11 protein-coding genes are annotated in these 15318 nt (G+C 41.3%); 6 read left to right on the top strand and 5 right to left on the bottom strand.

Going from position 1 to position 15318, the window contains the following annotated elements; translation table 11 throughout:
- Positions 1-10: 10 nt before the first annotated feature.
- The 4 genes from fadA to L2672_RS14330 all read left to right on the top strand — a co-directional run bounded on the left by fadA (position 11) and on the right by L2672_RS14330 (position 5563).
- Positions 11-1174 (top strand): acetyl-CoA C-acyltransferase FadA, encoded by a 1164-nt coding sequence (gene fadA, locus L2672_RS14345; RefSeq protein WP_248996526.1) that lies wholly within the window; start codon positions 11-13, stop codon positions 1172-1174.
- A gap of 256 nt (positions 1175-1430) precedes the next feature.
- Complete coding sequence (gene tusA / locus L2672_RS14340; RefSeq protein ID WP_248996525.1) at positions 1431-1694, top strand: sulfurtransferase TusA; 264 nt, start codon at positions 1431-1433, stop codon at positions 1692-1694.
- A gap of 58 nt (positions 1695-1752) precedes the next feature.
- Positions 1753-2145 carry an MOSC domain-containing protein gene (locus L2672_RS14335; protein ID WP_248996553.1) on the top strand — a complete coding sequence of 131 codons (393 nt, stop codon included), beginning with the start codon at positions 1753-1755 and terminating at the stop codon, positions 2143-2145.
- 232 nt (positions 2146-2377) lie between these two features.
- Complete coding sequence (locus tag L2672_RS14330) at positions 2378-5563, top strand: amidohydrolase family protein (RefSeq protein WP_248996524.1); 3186 nt, start codon at positions 2378-2380, stop codon at positions 5561-5563.
- A 96-nt stretch (positions 5564-5659) separates the two neighbouring features.
- Here the strand turns inward: L2672_RS14330 and L2672_RS14325 are convergent, their stop codons facing one another.
- A complete protein-coding gene (locus L2672_RS14325) occupies positions 5660-6229 on the bottom strand; it encodes a DNA-3-methyladenine glycosylase I (RefSeq protein WP_248996523.1) in 570 nt (189 codons plus the stop codon).
- A 112-nt stretch (positions 6230-6341) separates the two neighbouring features.
- Here L2672_RS14325 and glyQ point away from each other — a divergent pair, with 112 nt between their 5' ends.
- The gene (gene glyQ / locus L2672_RS14320) at positions 6342-7247 is read left to right on the top strand and encodes a glycine--tRNA ligase subunit alpha (RefSeq protein WP_248996522.1); all 906 of its coding nucleotides are present in this window, start codon (positions 6342-6344) and stop codon (positions 7245-7247) included.
- Between the two features lie 10 nt (positions 7248-7257).
- Positions 7258-9327, top strand: coding sequence for a glycine--tRNA ligase subunit beta (gene glyS, locus L2672_RS14315; protein WP_248996521.1), 2070 nt, complete (start codon positions 7258-7260; stop codon positions 9325-9327).
- A gap of 62 nt (positions 9328-9389) precedes the next feature.
- On the opposite strand, the gene L2672_RS14310 is transcribed toward glyS, so the two are convergent.
- The 4 genes from L2672_RS14310 to dnaN all read right to left on the bottom strand — a co-directional run bounded on the left by L2672_RS14310 (position 9390) and on the right by dnaN (position 15310).
- Positions 9390-10442: an HDOD domain-containing protein gene (locus L2672_RS14310; RefSeq protein ID WP_248996520.1), complete on the bottom strand. Its 1053-nt coding sequence runs from the start codon at positions 10440-10442 to the stop codon at positions 9390-9392.
- Positions 10443-10618: 176 nt separating this feature from the next.
- Positions 10619-13036 (bottom strand): DNA topoisomerase (ATP-hydrolyzing) subunit B, encoded by a 2418-nt coding sequence (gene gyrB / locus L2672_RS14305; RefSeq protein ID WP_248996519.1) that lies wholly within the window; start codon positions 13034-13036, stop codon positions 10619-10621.
- 15 nt (positions 13037-13051) lie between these two features.
- On the bottom strand, positions 13052-14134 hold the full coding sequence (gene recF / locus L2672_RS14300) for a DNA replication/repair protein RecF (protein ID WP_248996518.1): 1083 nt from the start codon (positions 14132-14134) through the stop codon (positions 13052-13054).
- 75 nt (positions 14135-14209) lie between these two features.
- A complete protein-coding gene (gene dnaN, locus L2672_RS14295) occupies positions 14210-15310 on the bottom strand; it encodes a DNA polymerase III subunit beta (protein ID WP_248996517.1) in 1101 nt (366 codons plus the stop codon).
- Positions 15311-15318 lie beyond the last annotated feature (8 nt).

Below are 15318 nucleotides of genomic sequence, written 5' to 3'. Positions count from 1 at the left end.
GAATTTAAACATGAAACAAGCTGTAATCGTAGACTGCATTCGTACCCCAATGGGCCGCTCAAAGGCTGGGGTTTTCAGAAATGTACGTGCAGAAACTTTATCTGCAGAATTAATGAAAGGATTGCTGTTACGCAACCCTCAACTTGATCCAAACACCATTGAAGACGTGATCTGGGGTTGTGTACAACAAACTTTAGAACAAGGCTTCAACATTGCTCGTAATGCCTCATTATTAGCTGGCATCCCAAAAACAGCTGGTGCGGTAACGGTTAACCGTTTATGTGGTTCATCAATGGATGCACTACATCAAGCTTCTCGCGCCATCATGACGGGTATGGGTGACACCTTCATTATTGGTGGTGTTGAGCATATGGGCCATGTCCCCATGAACCACGGGGTCGACTTCCACCCTGGTTTAGCTAACCGCGTAGCTAAGGCTTCTGGCATGATGGGCTTAACGGCTGAAATGCTAGGTAAACTTCACGGTATTACCCGTGAGCAGCAAGACGCTTTTGCGGTACGTTCACACCAACGCGCACACGCAGCCACAGTTGAAGGCCGTTTTGCCAAAGAAATTTGGGCAATGGAAGGTCATGATGCCAATGGTGCATTAATTAAAGTAGCCCATGATGAAGTGATTCGTCCTGAAACCTCTATGGAATCATTAGCGGGTTTACGCCCAGTATTTGACCCTGCCAATGGTACTGTTACTGCAGGTACTTCTTCTGCATTATCTGATGGTGCTTCGGCAATGTTGGTAATGGAAGAGTCAAAGGCACGTGAACTAGGTTTACCTATTCGCGCACGCATTCGCTCTATGGCAGTAGCTGGTTGTGATGCGGCAATTATGGGTTACGGCCCCGTTCCTGCAACTCAAAAAGCGCTTGCTCGAGCCGGTCTTACCGTTGCTGACTTAGATGTTATTGAGCTGAATGAAGCATTTGCAGCGCAATCATTACCTTGTGTTAAAGACTTAGGCCTACAAGATGTGGTTGATGAAAAAATTAACCTCAACGGTGGCGCAATTGCACTGGGTCATCCATTAGGTTGTTCAGGTGCCCGCATCTCGACAACGCTGATTAACTTGATGGAAGAAAAAGACGCAACTATCGGATTAGCGACAATGTGTATTGGTTTAGGCCAAGGTATCGCAACCGTATTTGAACGAGTGTAACCAACTGTAATAAAAGTAAATTTACCCTTTACCTTTATTAGTGAGTAACCATCAAAATATTAAAACCGAATAACCTAGGTTATTCGGTTTTTTATTTGTTATGTTTCACGTGAAACACCACCAATGAATGTATTTGCATAAACATCTAACTAGCTTATAACCTATGCGTTATGCATCACATTAGCCAGCGCTAAACTTGGCAAGGTTAACTTTGCAGAGTAACATTGCAGCATATTACGTTGTCAGTGAAATAGATATGTCAGACCAAACTCTTCCAGCAGAAATTTTTAATCAAGCTCAGTACCAATTAGACGCCCTTGGTTTACGTTGTCCAGAACCTGTAATGATGGTGCGTAAAACCGTGAGAAAAATGGCTGAAGGCGAAACATTATTAATTATTGCTGATGACCCTGCCACAACTCGCGATATTCCAAGCTTTTGTGAGTTCATGGATCACACCTTAATTGCCAGCGACACCACTAAAGCGCCATACCATTATTTACTCAAAAAAGGACAATAAAGTGGCCACAAAAATTGAGCTAATCGGAATAGCTTATAAGACGGTAAAGCGTGGCAAAATGAACCCTGTATTTTGTGCCAATGTTACCAAAGAGCGCGGTGTAGAAAATGATGTGTTTGGCCGTCCAGGAAAAAGACAAGTCACCGTGATGTCGACTGAGCAGTGGCAAACTGCCTGCAACATTATTGAAACTGAACTAGACTGGTTAGCACGCCGTGCAAACTTATTAATTAGTGGTTATGAATTTAGCGCCCAAGATGTAGGCAAAAAACTTCATATTGGTAATGATCTCATTTTAGAAATTACCGGTGAAACTGACCCATGTAAAAAAATGCAAGCCGCTCACCCCAAACTTGAACAAGCTTTACTGCCTCATTGGCGTGGTGGTATAACTTGTAAAGTAGTGCAAACTGGCTTAATTCAGAATGGCGATATGGTTCAACTGAAATAACTAAGCTACATTAGTCCATTTAATTGGCAGTCATTATCTGCACCCCACAACAACAATTGTTAACCAATCGTGCCAAACTGTTTCTTTTTGTCATTAATTGAAACAGAATTTTAGTGTCGTTATTAATCCATTTATGCGATAAAGGGTTCAGCTATATTGATTCGGTTTTGCTACCGCTTATAGCCAACCTTAACCAATCATGTTGATATAATGATAACTAAATGGATCTTGCATGCTTATTCAAAAATTCACTCCTCTATATACCGCTATAGCCTTATCACTAGGCGTGAGTACAGCATCATTTGCTGACGACCAAGACACAAAAAAATGGCAAGTTAATGCCCCACAAGACGCCCCACTAGAAAAAGTCGACATCAATGTTACCGAAGGTACATGGATGAACGTCAACGTCTCTCCTGATGGAAAAACCATTGTGTTTGACCTGCTTGGTGATATTTACCAAATGCCAATTTCAGGCGGTGAAGCAAAAGCCATCGCTAGTGGAATTGCTTGGCAAATGCAGCCTGTTTATAGCCCTGACGGTAAATACATTGCTTTTACCTCTGACGAAGATGGTGGCGATAATATTTGGGTGATGAACGCAGATGGCACTAACCCAAGACCGGTAACCACAGAAACCTTCCGCTTATTAAACAGCCCAGCGTGGAGTCCTGATTCACAATATCTAGTCGCCCGTAAACACTTTACTGCTAGCCGAAGCTTAGGTGCGGGTGAAGTATGGATGTATCACGTTGCTGGCGGTGAAGGTGTAAAACTGACTGAGCGCCCTAATGACCAAAAAGATTTAGGTGAGCCAGCTTACTCTCCCGATGGCCGATATATTTACTTTAGCCAAGATGCGACACCTGGCAAAACCTTCCATTACTCTAAAGATTCTGTAAAAGGCATCTACAAAATTAAGCGTTATGACACCCAAACAGGTGAGATAGAAGTGCTGATTGAAGGTACTGGTGGCGCAATTAGACCCACACCAAGCCCAGATGGAAAAAGCTTAGCGTACATAAAACGAGATGGCTTCCAATCAACATTGTATTTATTAGATTTAAAATCAGGCGAAAGCACCAAGTTATACGATAACCTTGATAGAGACATGCAAGAAACGTGGGCAATTCACGGTGTTTACCCAATGATGTCATGGACCCAAGATAATGAGGAAATTCTATTCTGGGCCAAAGGTAAAATTAACAAACTGAATGTTGCTAGCAAAAAAGTACAACAAATTCCTTTTTCTATTAAAACCCAATTAGATGTTCAACCTTCTGTTAGATTTACTCAAAATTTAAACCAAGATAAGTTTGACGTAAAAATGCTGCGCATGGCACAGGTTTCTCCTAACGGTGAAAAAGTCGTATTTGAAGCCTTAGGTAAACTTTGGATCCGCGATATTAAAGATGGTAAGCAAAAGCGTTTAACCCGTCTAGACAAGGATACTCACGAGCTATTTCCGCAATGGTCACGTGACGGCAAAAATATTGTCTTCACCACATGGAATGACCAAGACCAAGGAACCGTAAGTGTTATCAGTGCTAGAGGTGGAAAAGCTAAGGTATTAACCAACGAGCCAGGTAAATATGTAGAGCCTACATTCTCTCCAGATGGTGAGTATATTGTTTACCGAAAAGCGAAAGGTGGCAATGTGACACCGCGTACTTGGTCACAAGAGCCTGGTCTATATAAGATTGACCGTAAAGGAAAAAAAGCAACCAAGTTATCGGCATCGGGTTATCAGCCACAGTTTGGTGCCAGTAACGACCGTGTATTCTTTATGGATTATGGTGACAGCCCGCAGTTATCTTCAATTGGTATGAATGGCTTTGAAAAGCGCACTCACTACACTAGCGAACATGCCACCGAATTCAGAGTTTCACCAGACGGTGAACATTTAGCATTTGCAGAACGGTTTAGAGTTTATGTGACACCTTTTGCTAAGCACGGTGAAACAATCAAAATTGGCCCTAAGGCAAATAACTTACCAGTAACCCAATTGAGTACTCGTGCAGGTGAAAGCATTAGCTGGAATAATGACAGTAATGAGCTTTACTGGACTTTAGGCCCTGAGCTTTATCAAGCAGCTGTAAACACCCAATATAATGATGTTGAAGAAAAATCAAAGCCAGCAATTACTGATATAGGCTTTAAGCAAGATTCAGATGTTCCACGTGGAACAGTTGCTTTTGTTGGCGGTAAAGTGATTACATTAGAAAATGACCAAGTCATTGAAAATGGAGTTGTAATTGTTAAAGACAACAAAATTTTATCTGTTGGCGATGCTAATACATCAATCCCAGACGGTGCACAGGTTGTTGATATTACCGGTAAATCAATTATGCCTGGTCTATTTGACGCCCATGCTCATGGTGGACAAGCTGATGATGAAATCATTCCACAACAAAACTGGGAATTATATTCAGGCTTATCATTAGGCGTGACTTCAATTCATGACCCATCAAATGATACAACCGAGATCTTTTCAGCGTCTGAACAGCAAAAAGCAGGTAACATTGTTGGCCCACGAATTTTCTCAACAGGAACAATTTTGTATGGTGCCAATGCGCCAGGTTATACCTCTCACATTGATAGCTTAGATGATGCTAAATTCCATTTAGAACGCCTTAAAAAAGTGGGGGCGTTCAGTGTTAAAAGCTATAACCAACCGCGACGTAACCAACGCCAACAAGTAATAACCGCGGCAAGAGAGCTTGAAATGATGGTTGTGCCTGAAGGCGGATCTTTGCTTCAACACAACTTATCAATGATTGCAGATGGTCACACAACAGTTGAACATTCACTACCTGCTGGAGCTATTTATAACGATATTAAGCAGTTCTGGAGTCAAACTGAAGTGGGTTATACACCAACATTAGTGGTAGCTTACGGTGGTATTTCTGGCGAACATTACTGGTACGACAAAACAGATGTATGGGCTCACCCAAGACTGAGTATGTATGTACCTCATGATATTTTAGATGCTCGTTCAATGCGCAGAACCACTGCACCTGATGAACATTACAATCACTTCAATGTTGCCAGAGTGGCTAACGAGCTAAACGAAGTGGGGATTAATCCAAACATTGGTGCTCATGGTCAACGTGAAGGCTTAGCTGCACATTGGGAGATGTGGATGTTTGCCCAAGGTGGAATGAGTAATATGGATGTGTTGAAAACGGCAACCATCAACCCCGCTAAAACATTCGGGATGGATCATCAACTTGGTACCATTAAGCCTGGCAAACTAGCTGACTTAATTGTCATTGATGGAGACCCATTAACCGATATTCGTAGCACAGATAAAGTCACCTACACTATGGTAAATGGTAAACTTTATAATGCCGAAACCATGAACCAATTAAATGGTGATAAACGTAAACGTGAAAAGTTCTTTTTTGAACAAAAGTAACATCACATAACGCGTAACATAAAAAAGGGTGTTTCACGTGAAACACCCTTTTTTGTACAAAATACTTTTTTAAATAATTTATTCAAAAACGAAAACCTAAGATGTTTTATCGACCGCGCAAAAGCAATCAACCTGATGATCATCAACCATCCCCACCGCCTGCATAAATGCATAACAAATTGTCGGGCCGACAAAGTTAAACCCTAACTTTTTTAATGCTTTAGACATGGCCTCAGATTCAGGTGACACCGCTGGTAAATCCGCTAAAGATTTTGGAAAATTTATAATAGGCTTACCGCCAACAAAGTCCCATAAAAATTTAGAAAAATCATTGCCCTGCTCGACAAATGCCATATAGGCCTTTGCATTTCTAATGATTGAATTAACCTTTAACCGATTTCGAATAATACCTGGGTTTTGTAGCAATTCTTCCACTTTACTTTGGTCAAATGTGGCAATAATACTCGGTTCAAGATTAGCAAAAAGCTGCTCATAATTTTGCTGCTTCTTAAGTATCGTAATCCATGATAAACCGGCTTGTTGGCCGTCTAAACATAATTTGGCAAACAACTCTTTTGAGTCATAAACCGGTCGCCCCCAAACGTTATCATGATATTGCTGATACAAAGGGTCTTCACTTACCCAGCCACATCGGTTAATTTGCATGTTATGGTGTCCATTAACAAATTCAGTAATACGTTAAAAAATAACCTACATCTACCTTGCTCTACAAGGTATAATCAACTCCATTTTCTATTAATAGCCTGACAATAGTGACATGACGACGAAACACGACGTAAAGACATTTCAGGGTTTCATCCTAACCCTACAGGAATATTGGGCGCAGCAAGGTTGCGCAATTGTTCAACCATTAGACATGGAAGTGGGCGCAGGAACATTCCACCCGCAAACATTCTTACGCTCGTTAGGGCCAGAGCCCATGAGCAGCGCATATGTGCAGCCATCTCGCCGCCCTACTGACGGTCGTTATGGTGACAACCCTAACCGCTTACAACACTACTATCAATTTCAGGTGGTATTAAAACCTTCACCAGATAATATTCAAGAACTGTATTTGGGCTCTTTAGAAGCATTAGGTATTGATACCCAAGTTCATGATATTCGCTTTGTAGAAGACAACTGGGAATCACCAACCCTTGGGGCTTGGGGCTTAGGCTGGGAAGTATGGCTAAACGGTATGGAAGTAACTCAGTTTACTTACTTCCAGCAAGTTGGCGGTTTAGAGTGTAGCCCTGTAACAGGCGAAATTACTTACGGTTTAGAACGCCTAGCTATGTACATTCAAGAAGTTGATAGCGTATATGATCTTGTTTGGACAGATGGTCCAATGGGTAAAGTAACCTATGGTGACATTTTCCATCAAAATGAAGTTGAGCAATCAACTTATAACTTCGAACATGCTAATGTTGAAGTGTTATTTAAGCAATTTGATGATTGTGAAAAAGCTTGCCAGCATTTGTTAGCATTAGAAAAACCTTTACCCCTACCTGCATACGAACAAGTAATGAAAGCTTCTCACGCTTTTAACTTACTCGATGCTCGCCATGCCATTTCGGTTACCGAGCGTCAACGTTATATTTTACGTGTACGCACAATGGCCAAAGGTGTTGCAGAATCTTATTATCAAGCACGTGAAGCATTAGGCTTCCCTATGTGTAAGTAGAGGTATCCTAATGAATTTTGAAAACTTACTCATTGAAATTGGTACTGAAGAATTACCACCAAAATCACTTCGCACACTTGCTGAGTCATTTTTAGCTAACTTTGAAGCTGAGCTAAAAAAAGCTGACCTACCTTATACCAGTGCAACTTGGTATGCCGCACCTCGCCGCTTAGCGCTTAGTGTCAACCAATTAGCATTGGCTCAAGCAGACAAAGTGGTTGAGAAACGTGGTCCAGCGGTATCCTCTGCATTTGATGCTGACGGTAACCCAACTAAAGCCGCTTTAGGTTGGGCACGCGGTAACGGTATTACGGTTGATCAAGCTGAGCGCTTGAAAACTGATAAAGGTGAATGGCTAGTACACAATGCGAAAGTGGTTGGGGTTGCTACAGCAAGCCTGATTGCAGACATGACACAGCGTGCATTAGACAAACTGCCTATTCCAAAACCAATGCGTTGGGGTAGCAATAAAACTCAGTTTATTCGTCCGGTACATACAGTCACAATGTTATTAGGTGACCAAAGTATTGAAGGTGAAGTACTGGGTATTAAGTCAGCTCGCACTATTCGTGGTCATCGTTTTATGGGACAGTCAACGTTTGAGCTAGACCATGCAGACAACTACATTGCCAAGTTAAAAGAATTAGGCAAGGTAGTTGCAGATTACCAAGAGCGTAAAACATTAATCAAAGCTGACTCAGAGAAAGCCGCAGCAGAAATTGGCGGTGTCGCTGATATTGAAGATAGCTTATTAGAAGAAGTGACGTCTTTAGTGGAGTGGCCAATTGTATTGACCGCACACTTTGAAGAAAAGTTCTTAGATGTCCCTGCTGAAGCCTTGGTTTACACCATGAAAGGCGATCAAAAATACTTCCCAGTTTTTGATAAAAACGGTCAACTATTACCTAACTTTATTTTTGTTACCAATATTGAATCGAAAGATCCGCAACAAATTATCGCGGGTAACGAAAAAGTGGTTCGCCCTCGCCTTGCTGATGCTGAATTCTTTTTCAATACTGATAAAAAGCAAACGCTTGAGTCACGCTTAGCCAGTTTAGAAACAGTAGTATTCCAAAAGCAATTAGGGACATTAAAGCAACGTGTTGAGCGTATTTCTACCCTAGCGGGTTTTATTGCTAAGCAGCTAAATGCTGATGAAGCACAAGCTTCACGCGCAGGTTTATTATCTAAAGCCGACCTCATGACCAATATGGTGATGGAGTTTACCGATACCCAAGGCACTATGGGTATGCACTACGCGCGTTTAGATGGTGAAGCTGAAGCCGTAGCGGTGGCGATTGAGCAACAATATAAGCCTAAATTCTCTGGTGATACCGTACCTACAGCCGCTGTATCATGTGCATTGGCATTAGCTGAAAAGCTAGATACCTTAGTGGGTATTTTTGGTATTGGCCAAGCCCCTAAAGGCGCTGCTGATCCATTTGCATTACGTCGTGCCGCTATTGGTATTTTACGTATTATTGTGGAAAACAACTTACCTTTAGACTTAGTTGACTTAATTGCTCAAGCACAGGCACTACATGGTGAAAACCTGTCGAATGCCAATACTGCAGATGATGTACTTGAATTCTTTATGGGCCGTTTCCGCAGCTGGTATCAAGATAAAGGCATTGAAGTCGATGTGATTCTAGCTGTACTTGCACGTCGCCCTACGCGCCCAGCAGATTTTGATAGCAGAGTAAAAGCAGTATCGCACTTCCGTGCATTAGAAGCCTCTACCGCGCTTGCTGCTGCCAATAAGCGTGTTTCAAATATCTTGGCTAAAGTTGAAGGTGAACTTCCAGCCAATGTTGATTCAAGCCTATTAGTTGAAGCAGCCGAGAAAGCGTTAGCTGAAAAATTATCGCAATTGCAACCTCAATTAGCACCTTTATTTGCTAATGCCGATTACCAACAAGCCTTAACGCTTCTGGCTGACTTACGTGAAAGCGTTGATCAGTTCTTTGAAGATGTCATGGTGATGGCAGATGATGAAGCATTAAAGCAAAATCGTTTAGCTCTGCTCAATACCTTAAGAGATCAATTCTTGCATGTAGCCGATATTTCGTTATTACAGTAAGTTTTTATCTCAAGTAAAAAAAGCGCCTAAGGCGCTTTTTTTATGGCTAATGTTTTTTAAATTTAAAACTCAATTAACTTCATATGCAAAGCATCAAAATCTTGTCGGCTTAAATTAACTTGCACCAATAACTTGCTTAACACCGCTTCATCTAATTTTCCCGCCTGCAATAACATTGAACATTCACTGATAATGTTTGCTCGCCAAACAGAATGAGTGCTCGCAGATTGAGGAATAGCTTCTACATTGGCGAGTATGGATAAATCATCAGCAAAAGACTGAGGTATCTGCCAATACTTTGCCAGCAATGCACTTAAGGTAAGTGATTTTGATGTCATTAATTGGCTAAATAATAAGGAGTTAGGTTGTTCCCCTGGCTCTGCTTGATAAAAAGCATCTATCAACATTTTAAAAATAGCAATTTTACCAACATCATGTAGCAAGCCTAATAAAAAAACGCTGTCATTATCATCTGTCACTAACTCACTGGATAAAAAAGCCACTTGCATTGAGTGACGCCATATTTCTGCGCCAAACCGACGGAAATAAATGGGTTTAATAGTGATCATTTCTCTGAATAAACAAGCCGAAACTAAGCGCCTCAGTTGCTCGCGACCAAGTTGAACCAAAGCTTGAGGTAAACTGGTTACTGGCTTTTCTGAGCGTTTAAATGCTGTTGAATTACACAACTTTAATACCTCAACACTCAGCAGAGGATCTTGCTCTATCAGCTTAATGACCTGATTAAGTTCTATATTTTCATCAGCTAACTGACTGTCTAACTCAATGATTTTGCTAGGCAGTTTTAGTACATTGTCAGCGATATCCTTGGGGGAACTTAATGCCAGCTCTATATCACTCATCACCTTGCGTTCAAGGTTATTAGCAATGCCGGAGCCTTGAGATTGAATAGGGAAAAGTAAACCATAAAACATGGCTGATACGTCAACACACGATAATTGAGGCGTTTGAGATACAGTTTCTAAGGGAGTTAAAGCCGCTTTTTTTACATTATCTTCAAAGGTTTTTTTTGATGTAGGTGTTTCACCAGTAAACTTGGCTTGCTCTATTTTTTCTCTAACATTAAATAACTTTTTAAAAAATCTTCTGACCACAAAAAGTACTCTACCGTCATCGCCTAACTTTACCAATTGATGAGATAGGTAAAATTAAAAAGAGTTTGTCTTACAGACAAAGCTTGGAAACATCATCAATATTAACCATAGCAGTTTCCATAAAAAATGGGCGCTAAGTGCGCCCATTTTTTTACTCATTGACTTAAACGGTAAACTTATACATCTAAGTTGGCTACATTTAAGGCATTAGTTTCAATGAAGTCACGACGAGGCTCAACTTGATCACCCATCAAACAGGTAAAGAGTTGATCCGCAGCAACAGCATCCTCAATGGTGACACGTAACATGCGGCGCGACTCTGGATCCATTGTGGTTTCCCAAAGTTGTTCAGGGTTCATTTCACCCAATCCTTTGTAGCGTTGGATGTATAAACCACGTTTAGCTTCACTCATGGTCCAATCAAGCGCCTCTAAGAAAGTATCCACTTCCTTCATGCGCTCACCACGCTTAACATAACCACCTTCTTCAATCATACCGTCTAACGCAGCACCCAACTTGGCAATACGTTGATAATCTGTTGATGTAAAGAACTCGTAAGTAAATAAATAGTTGGTATCAATACCATGCTTACGAATCGTTATGTTAGGTGTATAGACTTTACGCTCAGGGTCTAAAACCACTTCTGATGAATAGATAACACCACTACTTTCTAACTCAACTAGGTCAGCTAAGAAAGCATCACACCAGCTTTTCATCGCTGCTTCGTCAGCAAGAATTTCTGCGGTGACTTCTGGGTGATATAGCATACGGTTAGTGATGTTCGTCGGGTAACGTTTCTCTAAACGACTGACAACTTTCTCAACATCACGATACTGATTCACTAAGCGCTCTAACGGCTCACCACTCATGCCTAACGCGCCTTGGCTTGGGTAAACATGAGTGCCATCTAATGCTTGGGTGGTTAAATATTCAGTTAAGGCAATTTCATCTTTTAAGTATTGCTCTTGCTTACCTTTTTTCACTTTATAAAGTGGTGGTTGCGCAATATAAACATAACCACGTTCTATAAGTTCAGGCATTTGACGGAAGAAGAAGGTCAACAGCAACGTACGGATGTGCGAGCCGTCGACGTCAGCATCGGTCATGATTACGATATTATGATAACGAGTTTTGTCTGGGTCATACTCATCACGACCAATACCACAACCTAAAGCTGTAATTAACGTGGCAACTTCTTGAGAAGATAACATCTTGTCGAAGCGTGCTTTTTCAACGTTTAAGATTTTACCTTTTAGTGGCAAAATAGCTTGGTTTTTGCGGTTACGTCCCTGCTTGGCACTACCGCCAGCAGAGTCCCCTTCCACTATGTATATTTCAGAAAGACCAGGGTCTTTTTCTTGGCAGTCTGCAAGTTTACCCGGTAAACCACCTAAATCTAATGCGCCTTTACGACGAGTCATTTCACGTGCTTTACGGGCAGCTTCACGGGCGCGTGCCGCATCAACAATTTTGCCAACAATCAGTTTGGCATCAACTGGGTTTTCCAATAGGTAGTCGTTTAACTTCTCACCCATGGTTTGCTCAACAGCGCCCTTCACTTCGCTTGAAACTAACTTATCTTTCGTTTGCGAGCTGAATTTTGGATCCGGTACTTTTACTGAAATAACCGCAGTTAAGCCTTCACGGGCATCATCACCTGTGGCGCTTGTTTTATTCTTTTTATTGAAGCCTTCACGCTCCATGTAGTTATTCAGATTACGAGTTAACGCACCACGGAAGCCCGCTAAGTGAGTTCCGCCATCGCGTTGAGGAATATTATTGGTGAAACAGAAAATGCTTTCTTGATAACCGTCATTCCACTGCATAGCCACTTCAACGGTAATCCCGTCTTCGCGTTCTTGAGTAAAGTGGAAAACATCTTTGTTAATAGGCGTTTTATTACGATTTAAGTAATCAACAAAAGCACTAATGCCGCCATCATATTTAAAGAATTCATCTTTATTTTCACGTTCGTCAACTAAACGGATACCAACACCTGAGTTTAGGAACGATAACTCACGAACACGTTTAGCTAAGATTTCAAAGTGGAATACCACATCAGAGAACGTCTCGCCACTTGGCCAAAAACGAATTTCAGTACCACTTTTAACTGCATCACCAATTTCTTTAATTGGTTCATCCGGCACACCGTGAGTATAAAACTGCTCGTAAATTTTACCTTCACGACGAATGGTTAACTGTAGTTTTTCAGATAATGCGTTAACGACCGAAACACCCACACCATGAAGACCGCCAGACACTTTATACGAGTTATCATCGAACTTACCACCGGCGTGAAGTACCGTCATAATAACTTCTGCTGCAGAAACACCTTCTTCAGGGTGAATGGCAACTGGAATACCACGACCGTCATCTCGAACAGATACTGAGCCATCTGAATGAATAGTGATGGTAATATCACTACAATGACCCGCTAATGCTTCATCGATAGAGTTATCGACGACTTCGAAAACCATATGGTGAAGACCAGTACCATCGTCGGTATCACCAATATACATACCAGGGCGCTTACGTACTGCATCAAGGCCTTTTAATACCTTAATACTCGAAGAATCGTAACTATTCTCTGACATATTTCTCTCTCGTTGTTATTCAATAAACGTTACTTGCCCATGTTCCACATGAAACATCCTGTCGGGAGGACAAGTTAACGAATCGACTATTGCTGAAGGTTCAATCGCGGTGACAAATATTTGTGCACCGGTTTCAGTTAACTGCTTCAACAATAGCTGCCTATGCTGTGCATCCAACTCTGACGGTAAATCGTCGACCAAATAAATACTGTTTTTATTTAGCTGTTGTTTGAGCAACTTTCCCTGTGCAATACGCAGTGCACAGACTAATAATTTTAATTGTCCACGGGATAATGCATCCTGCGCGGGCAAATTGCCCACTCGTAAACGTAAATCCGCTTTATGCGGGCCGCTTACCGTGTGTCCAGTGGATAAATCTCTAGGATATTGGTTTTCGAGTAATTGCGAAAATTCCGTTTTGCTATCCCATCCTCGGGTAAAAGAAACGTTAATATCAACCAGAGGTAAAAACTCTTTGATTATACCCTTTAGTAGCGCATTTAACGAGTCTACATAGTGATTTCGTATCTTTGTAACCTGTTCAGCATACCGCACCAATTCCTTATCCCAAAACTGTATTTGCGAATAGCTAGCTTGATTTCTAAGTAATTGGTTTCTTTGCTTTAAAATTCGTCGAGTATTAACCCAAGCTTGATAAAATTGTGGGTCAGAATGGAATGCGCCCCAATCAATAAACTGCCTGCGAGCTTTAGGACCTTCAAACAGTAATGAAAAACTTTCTGGGGTAATAACTTGAATAGGGATTGTCTCGGCTAAAACCGAAAGCTTTTTGACTTTTTCGCCGTTAATTTTAACTTCAATATCACCGTTGCGGTGTCGACGTAAACCAATTTTAGTTTGCTCATCGTCTTCTTCAAGCTGTGCAAATAACACTAAGTTATCGGCATCGGTATTGATGACTCGTTGCGATAAATGGCTGCGAAACGAGCGGCCCATACCCAGAAAAAAAATAGCTTCTAGAATGCTGGTTTTACCGCTGCCATTTTTACCGTAAATTAAATTCAATCCGCTACCTGCGTTAAGGTCTGCAGTAAGAATATTTCGAAATGAAGTAATTGATAGGCGACTTAGACTCATAAAACCTGCAAAGAGAATAAAATTAAGCGGTGAATCACTCACCGCTTAAATCTTTAGGTAAAGGATACCAATGGCTTATAAGCGCATAGGCATAACAACATACATAGAGTCTTCTTCAAGGTGGTTTTCTATTAACGCACTTGAATTACCGTCTATTAGTGTGATTCTAACTTCATCACTGGCAAGGTTATTAAGTACATCTAATAAATAACTGACATTAAAACCGATTTCTAAATTATCTGAGCTGTAATCAACGTCGATGATTTCTTCAGCTTCTTCTTGCTCAGGGTTATTTGCTGTAATTCTTAATAAACCAGGCTCAAGTTGAATCCGCACACCGCGAAACTTTTCATTAGATAAAATAGAGGCGCGAGTTAACGCTTGTTTTAGTTGATTCCGGCTGGCAATAACTACTTTATTGCCACCTTTAGGTAATACGCGGCGATAGTCAGGGAAGCGTCCATCGACTAATTTACTGGTAAATACTGCACTCGCTGTAATAGCTCGAATAGCATTATCACCAATACTAATACTGATATCTTGGTCTTCACTTTCTAATAAGCGTGACATTTCCACCACGCCTTTACGCGGCACAATAACTTGTTTTTCTGGCAAGGTTTGTTCAACCATGCGATGGCTTAACGCTAAACGATGGCCGTCTGTGGCAATTGAGCGCAAAGTATTACCTTCAGTTTCAAACAACAACCCATTGAGGTAATAGCGCACATCCTGATTAGCCATAGAAAACTGGGTTGAATCGATAATCGATTTCAACACACCTTGCTTCAAACTAAATTCAATATCAGCCTGAAACTCTTCTACGTTTGGATAATCTTCTGCTGGCAAAGTTGCTAACGAGAAACGGCTTCTGCCCGAACGCAGCAACCATTTGTTATCTTGGTGTTCAACGTGTAACTCTGATGAATCAGGTAAAGACTTAACGATATCTAACAGCTTTTTTGCTGGCACCGTGGTTTTTCCGACCACAACATCACCGTGAATAGCGGCTTGGCCAACAAGCTCCACTTCTAAATCAGTGCCTGTAAGCTTAAGTGAGTCTTCACTAACTTCTACAAGTAAATTGGCAAGGATGGGTAGGTTGTGTCTACGTTCAACAGCACCACAAACTAACTGTAATGGTTTTAGTAGTGCATCCCTATCTATTGAAAATTTCATTGTGTCTG

The organism is Shewanella gaetbuli (assembly GCF_023284065.1).
In the GTDB taxonomy this organism is placed as follows: Bacteria; Pseudomonadota; Gammaproteobacteria; order Enterobacterales; family Shewanellaceae; genus Shewanella; species Shewanella gaetbuli.
The sequence above is the reverse complement of the archived record's forward strand: the minus strand, read 5'-3'. Positions and strand labels throughout refer to the sequence as shown.

Excerpts from the sequence above, each read along its gene's own strand:
- fadA (WP_248996526.1), top strand. The coding sequence starts at position 11 with ATGAAACAAGCTGTAATCGTAGACTGCATTCGTACCCCAATGGGCCGC.
- tusA (WP_248996525.1), top strand. The coding sequence starts at position 1,431 with ATGTCAGACCAAACTCTTCCAGCAGAAATTTTTAATCAAGCTCAGTAC.
- L2672_RS14335 (WP_248996553.1), top strand. The coding sequence starts at position 1,753 with ATGAACCCTGTATTTTGTGCCAATGTTACCAAAGAGCGCGGTGTAGAA.
- L2672_RS14330 (WP_248996524.1), top strand. The coding sequence starts at position 2,378 with ATGCTTATTCAAAAATTCACTCCTCTATATACCGCTATAGCCTTATCA.
- L2672_RS14325 (WP_248996523.1), bottom strand. The coding sequence starts at position 6,229 with ATGCAAATTAACCGATGTGGCTGGGTAAGTGAAGACCCTTTGTATCAG.
- glyQ (WP_248996522.1), top strand. The coding sequence starts at position 6,342 with ATGACGACGAAACACGACGTAAAGACATTTCAGGGTTTCATCCTAACC.
- glyS (WP_248996521.1), top strand. The coding sequence starts at position 7,258 with ATGAATTTTGAAAACTTACTCATTGAAATTGGTACTGAAGAATTACCA.
- gyrB (WP_248996519.1), bottom strand. The coding sequence starts at position 13,036 with ATGTCAGAGAATAGTTACGATTCTTCGAGTATTAAGGTATTAAAAGGC.
- recF (WP_248996518.1), bottom strand. The coding sequence starts at position 14,134 with ATGAGTCTAAGTCGCCTATCAATTACTTCATTTCGAAATATTCTTACT.
- dnaN (WP_248996517.1), bottom strand. The coding sequence starts at position 15,310 with ATGAAATTTTCAATAGATAGGGATGCACTACTAAAACCATTACAGTTA.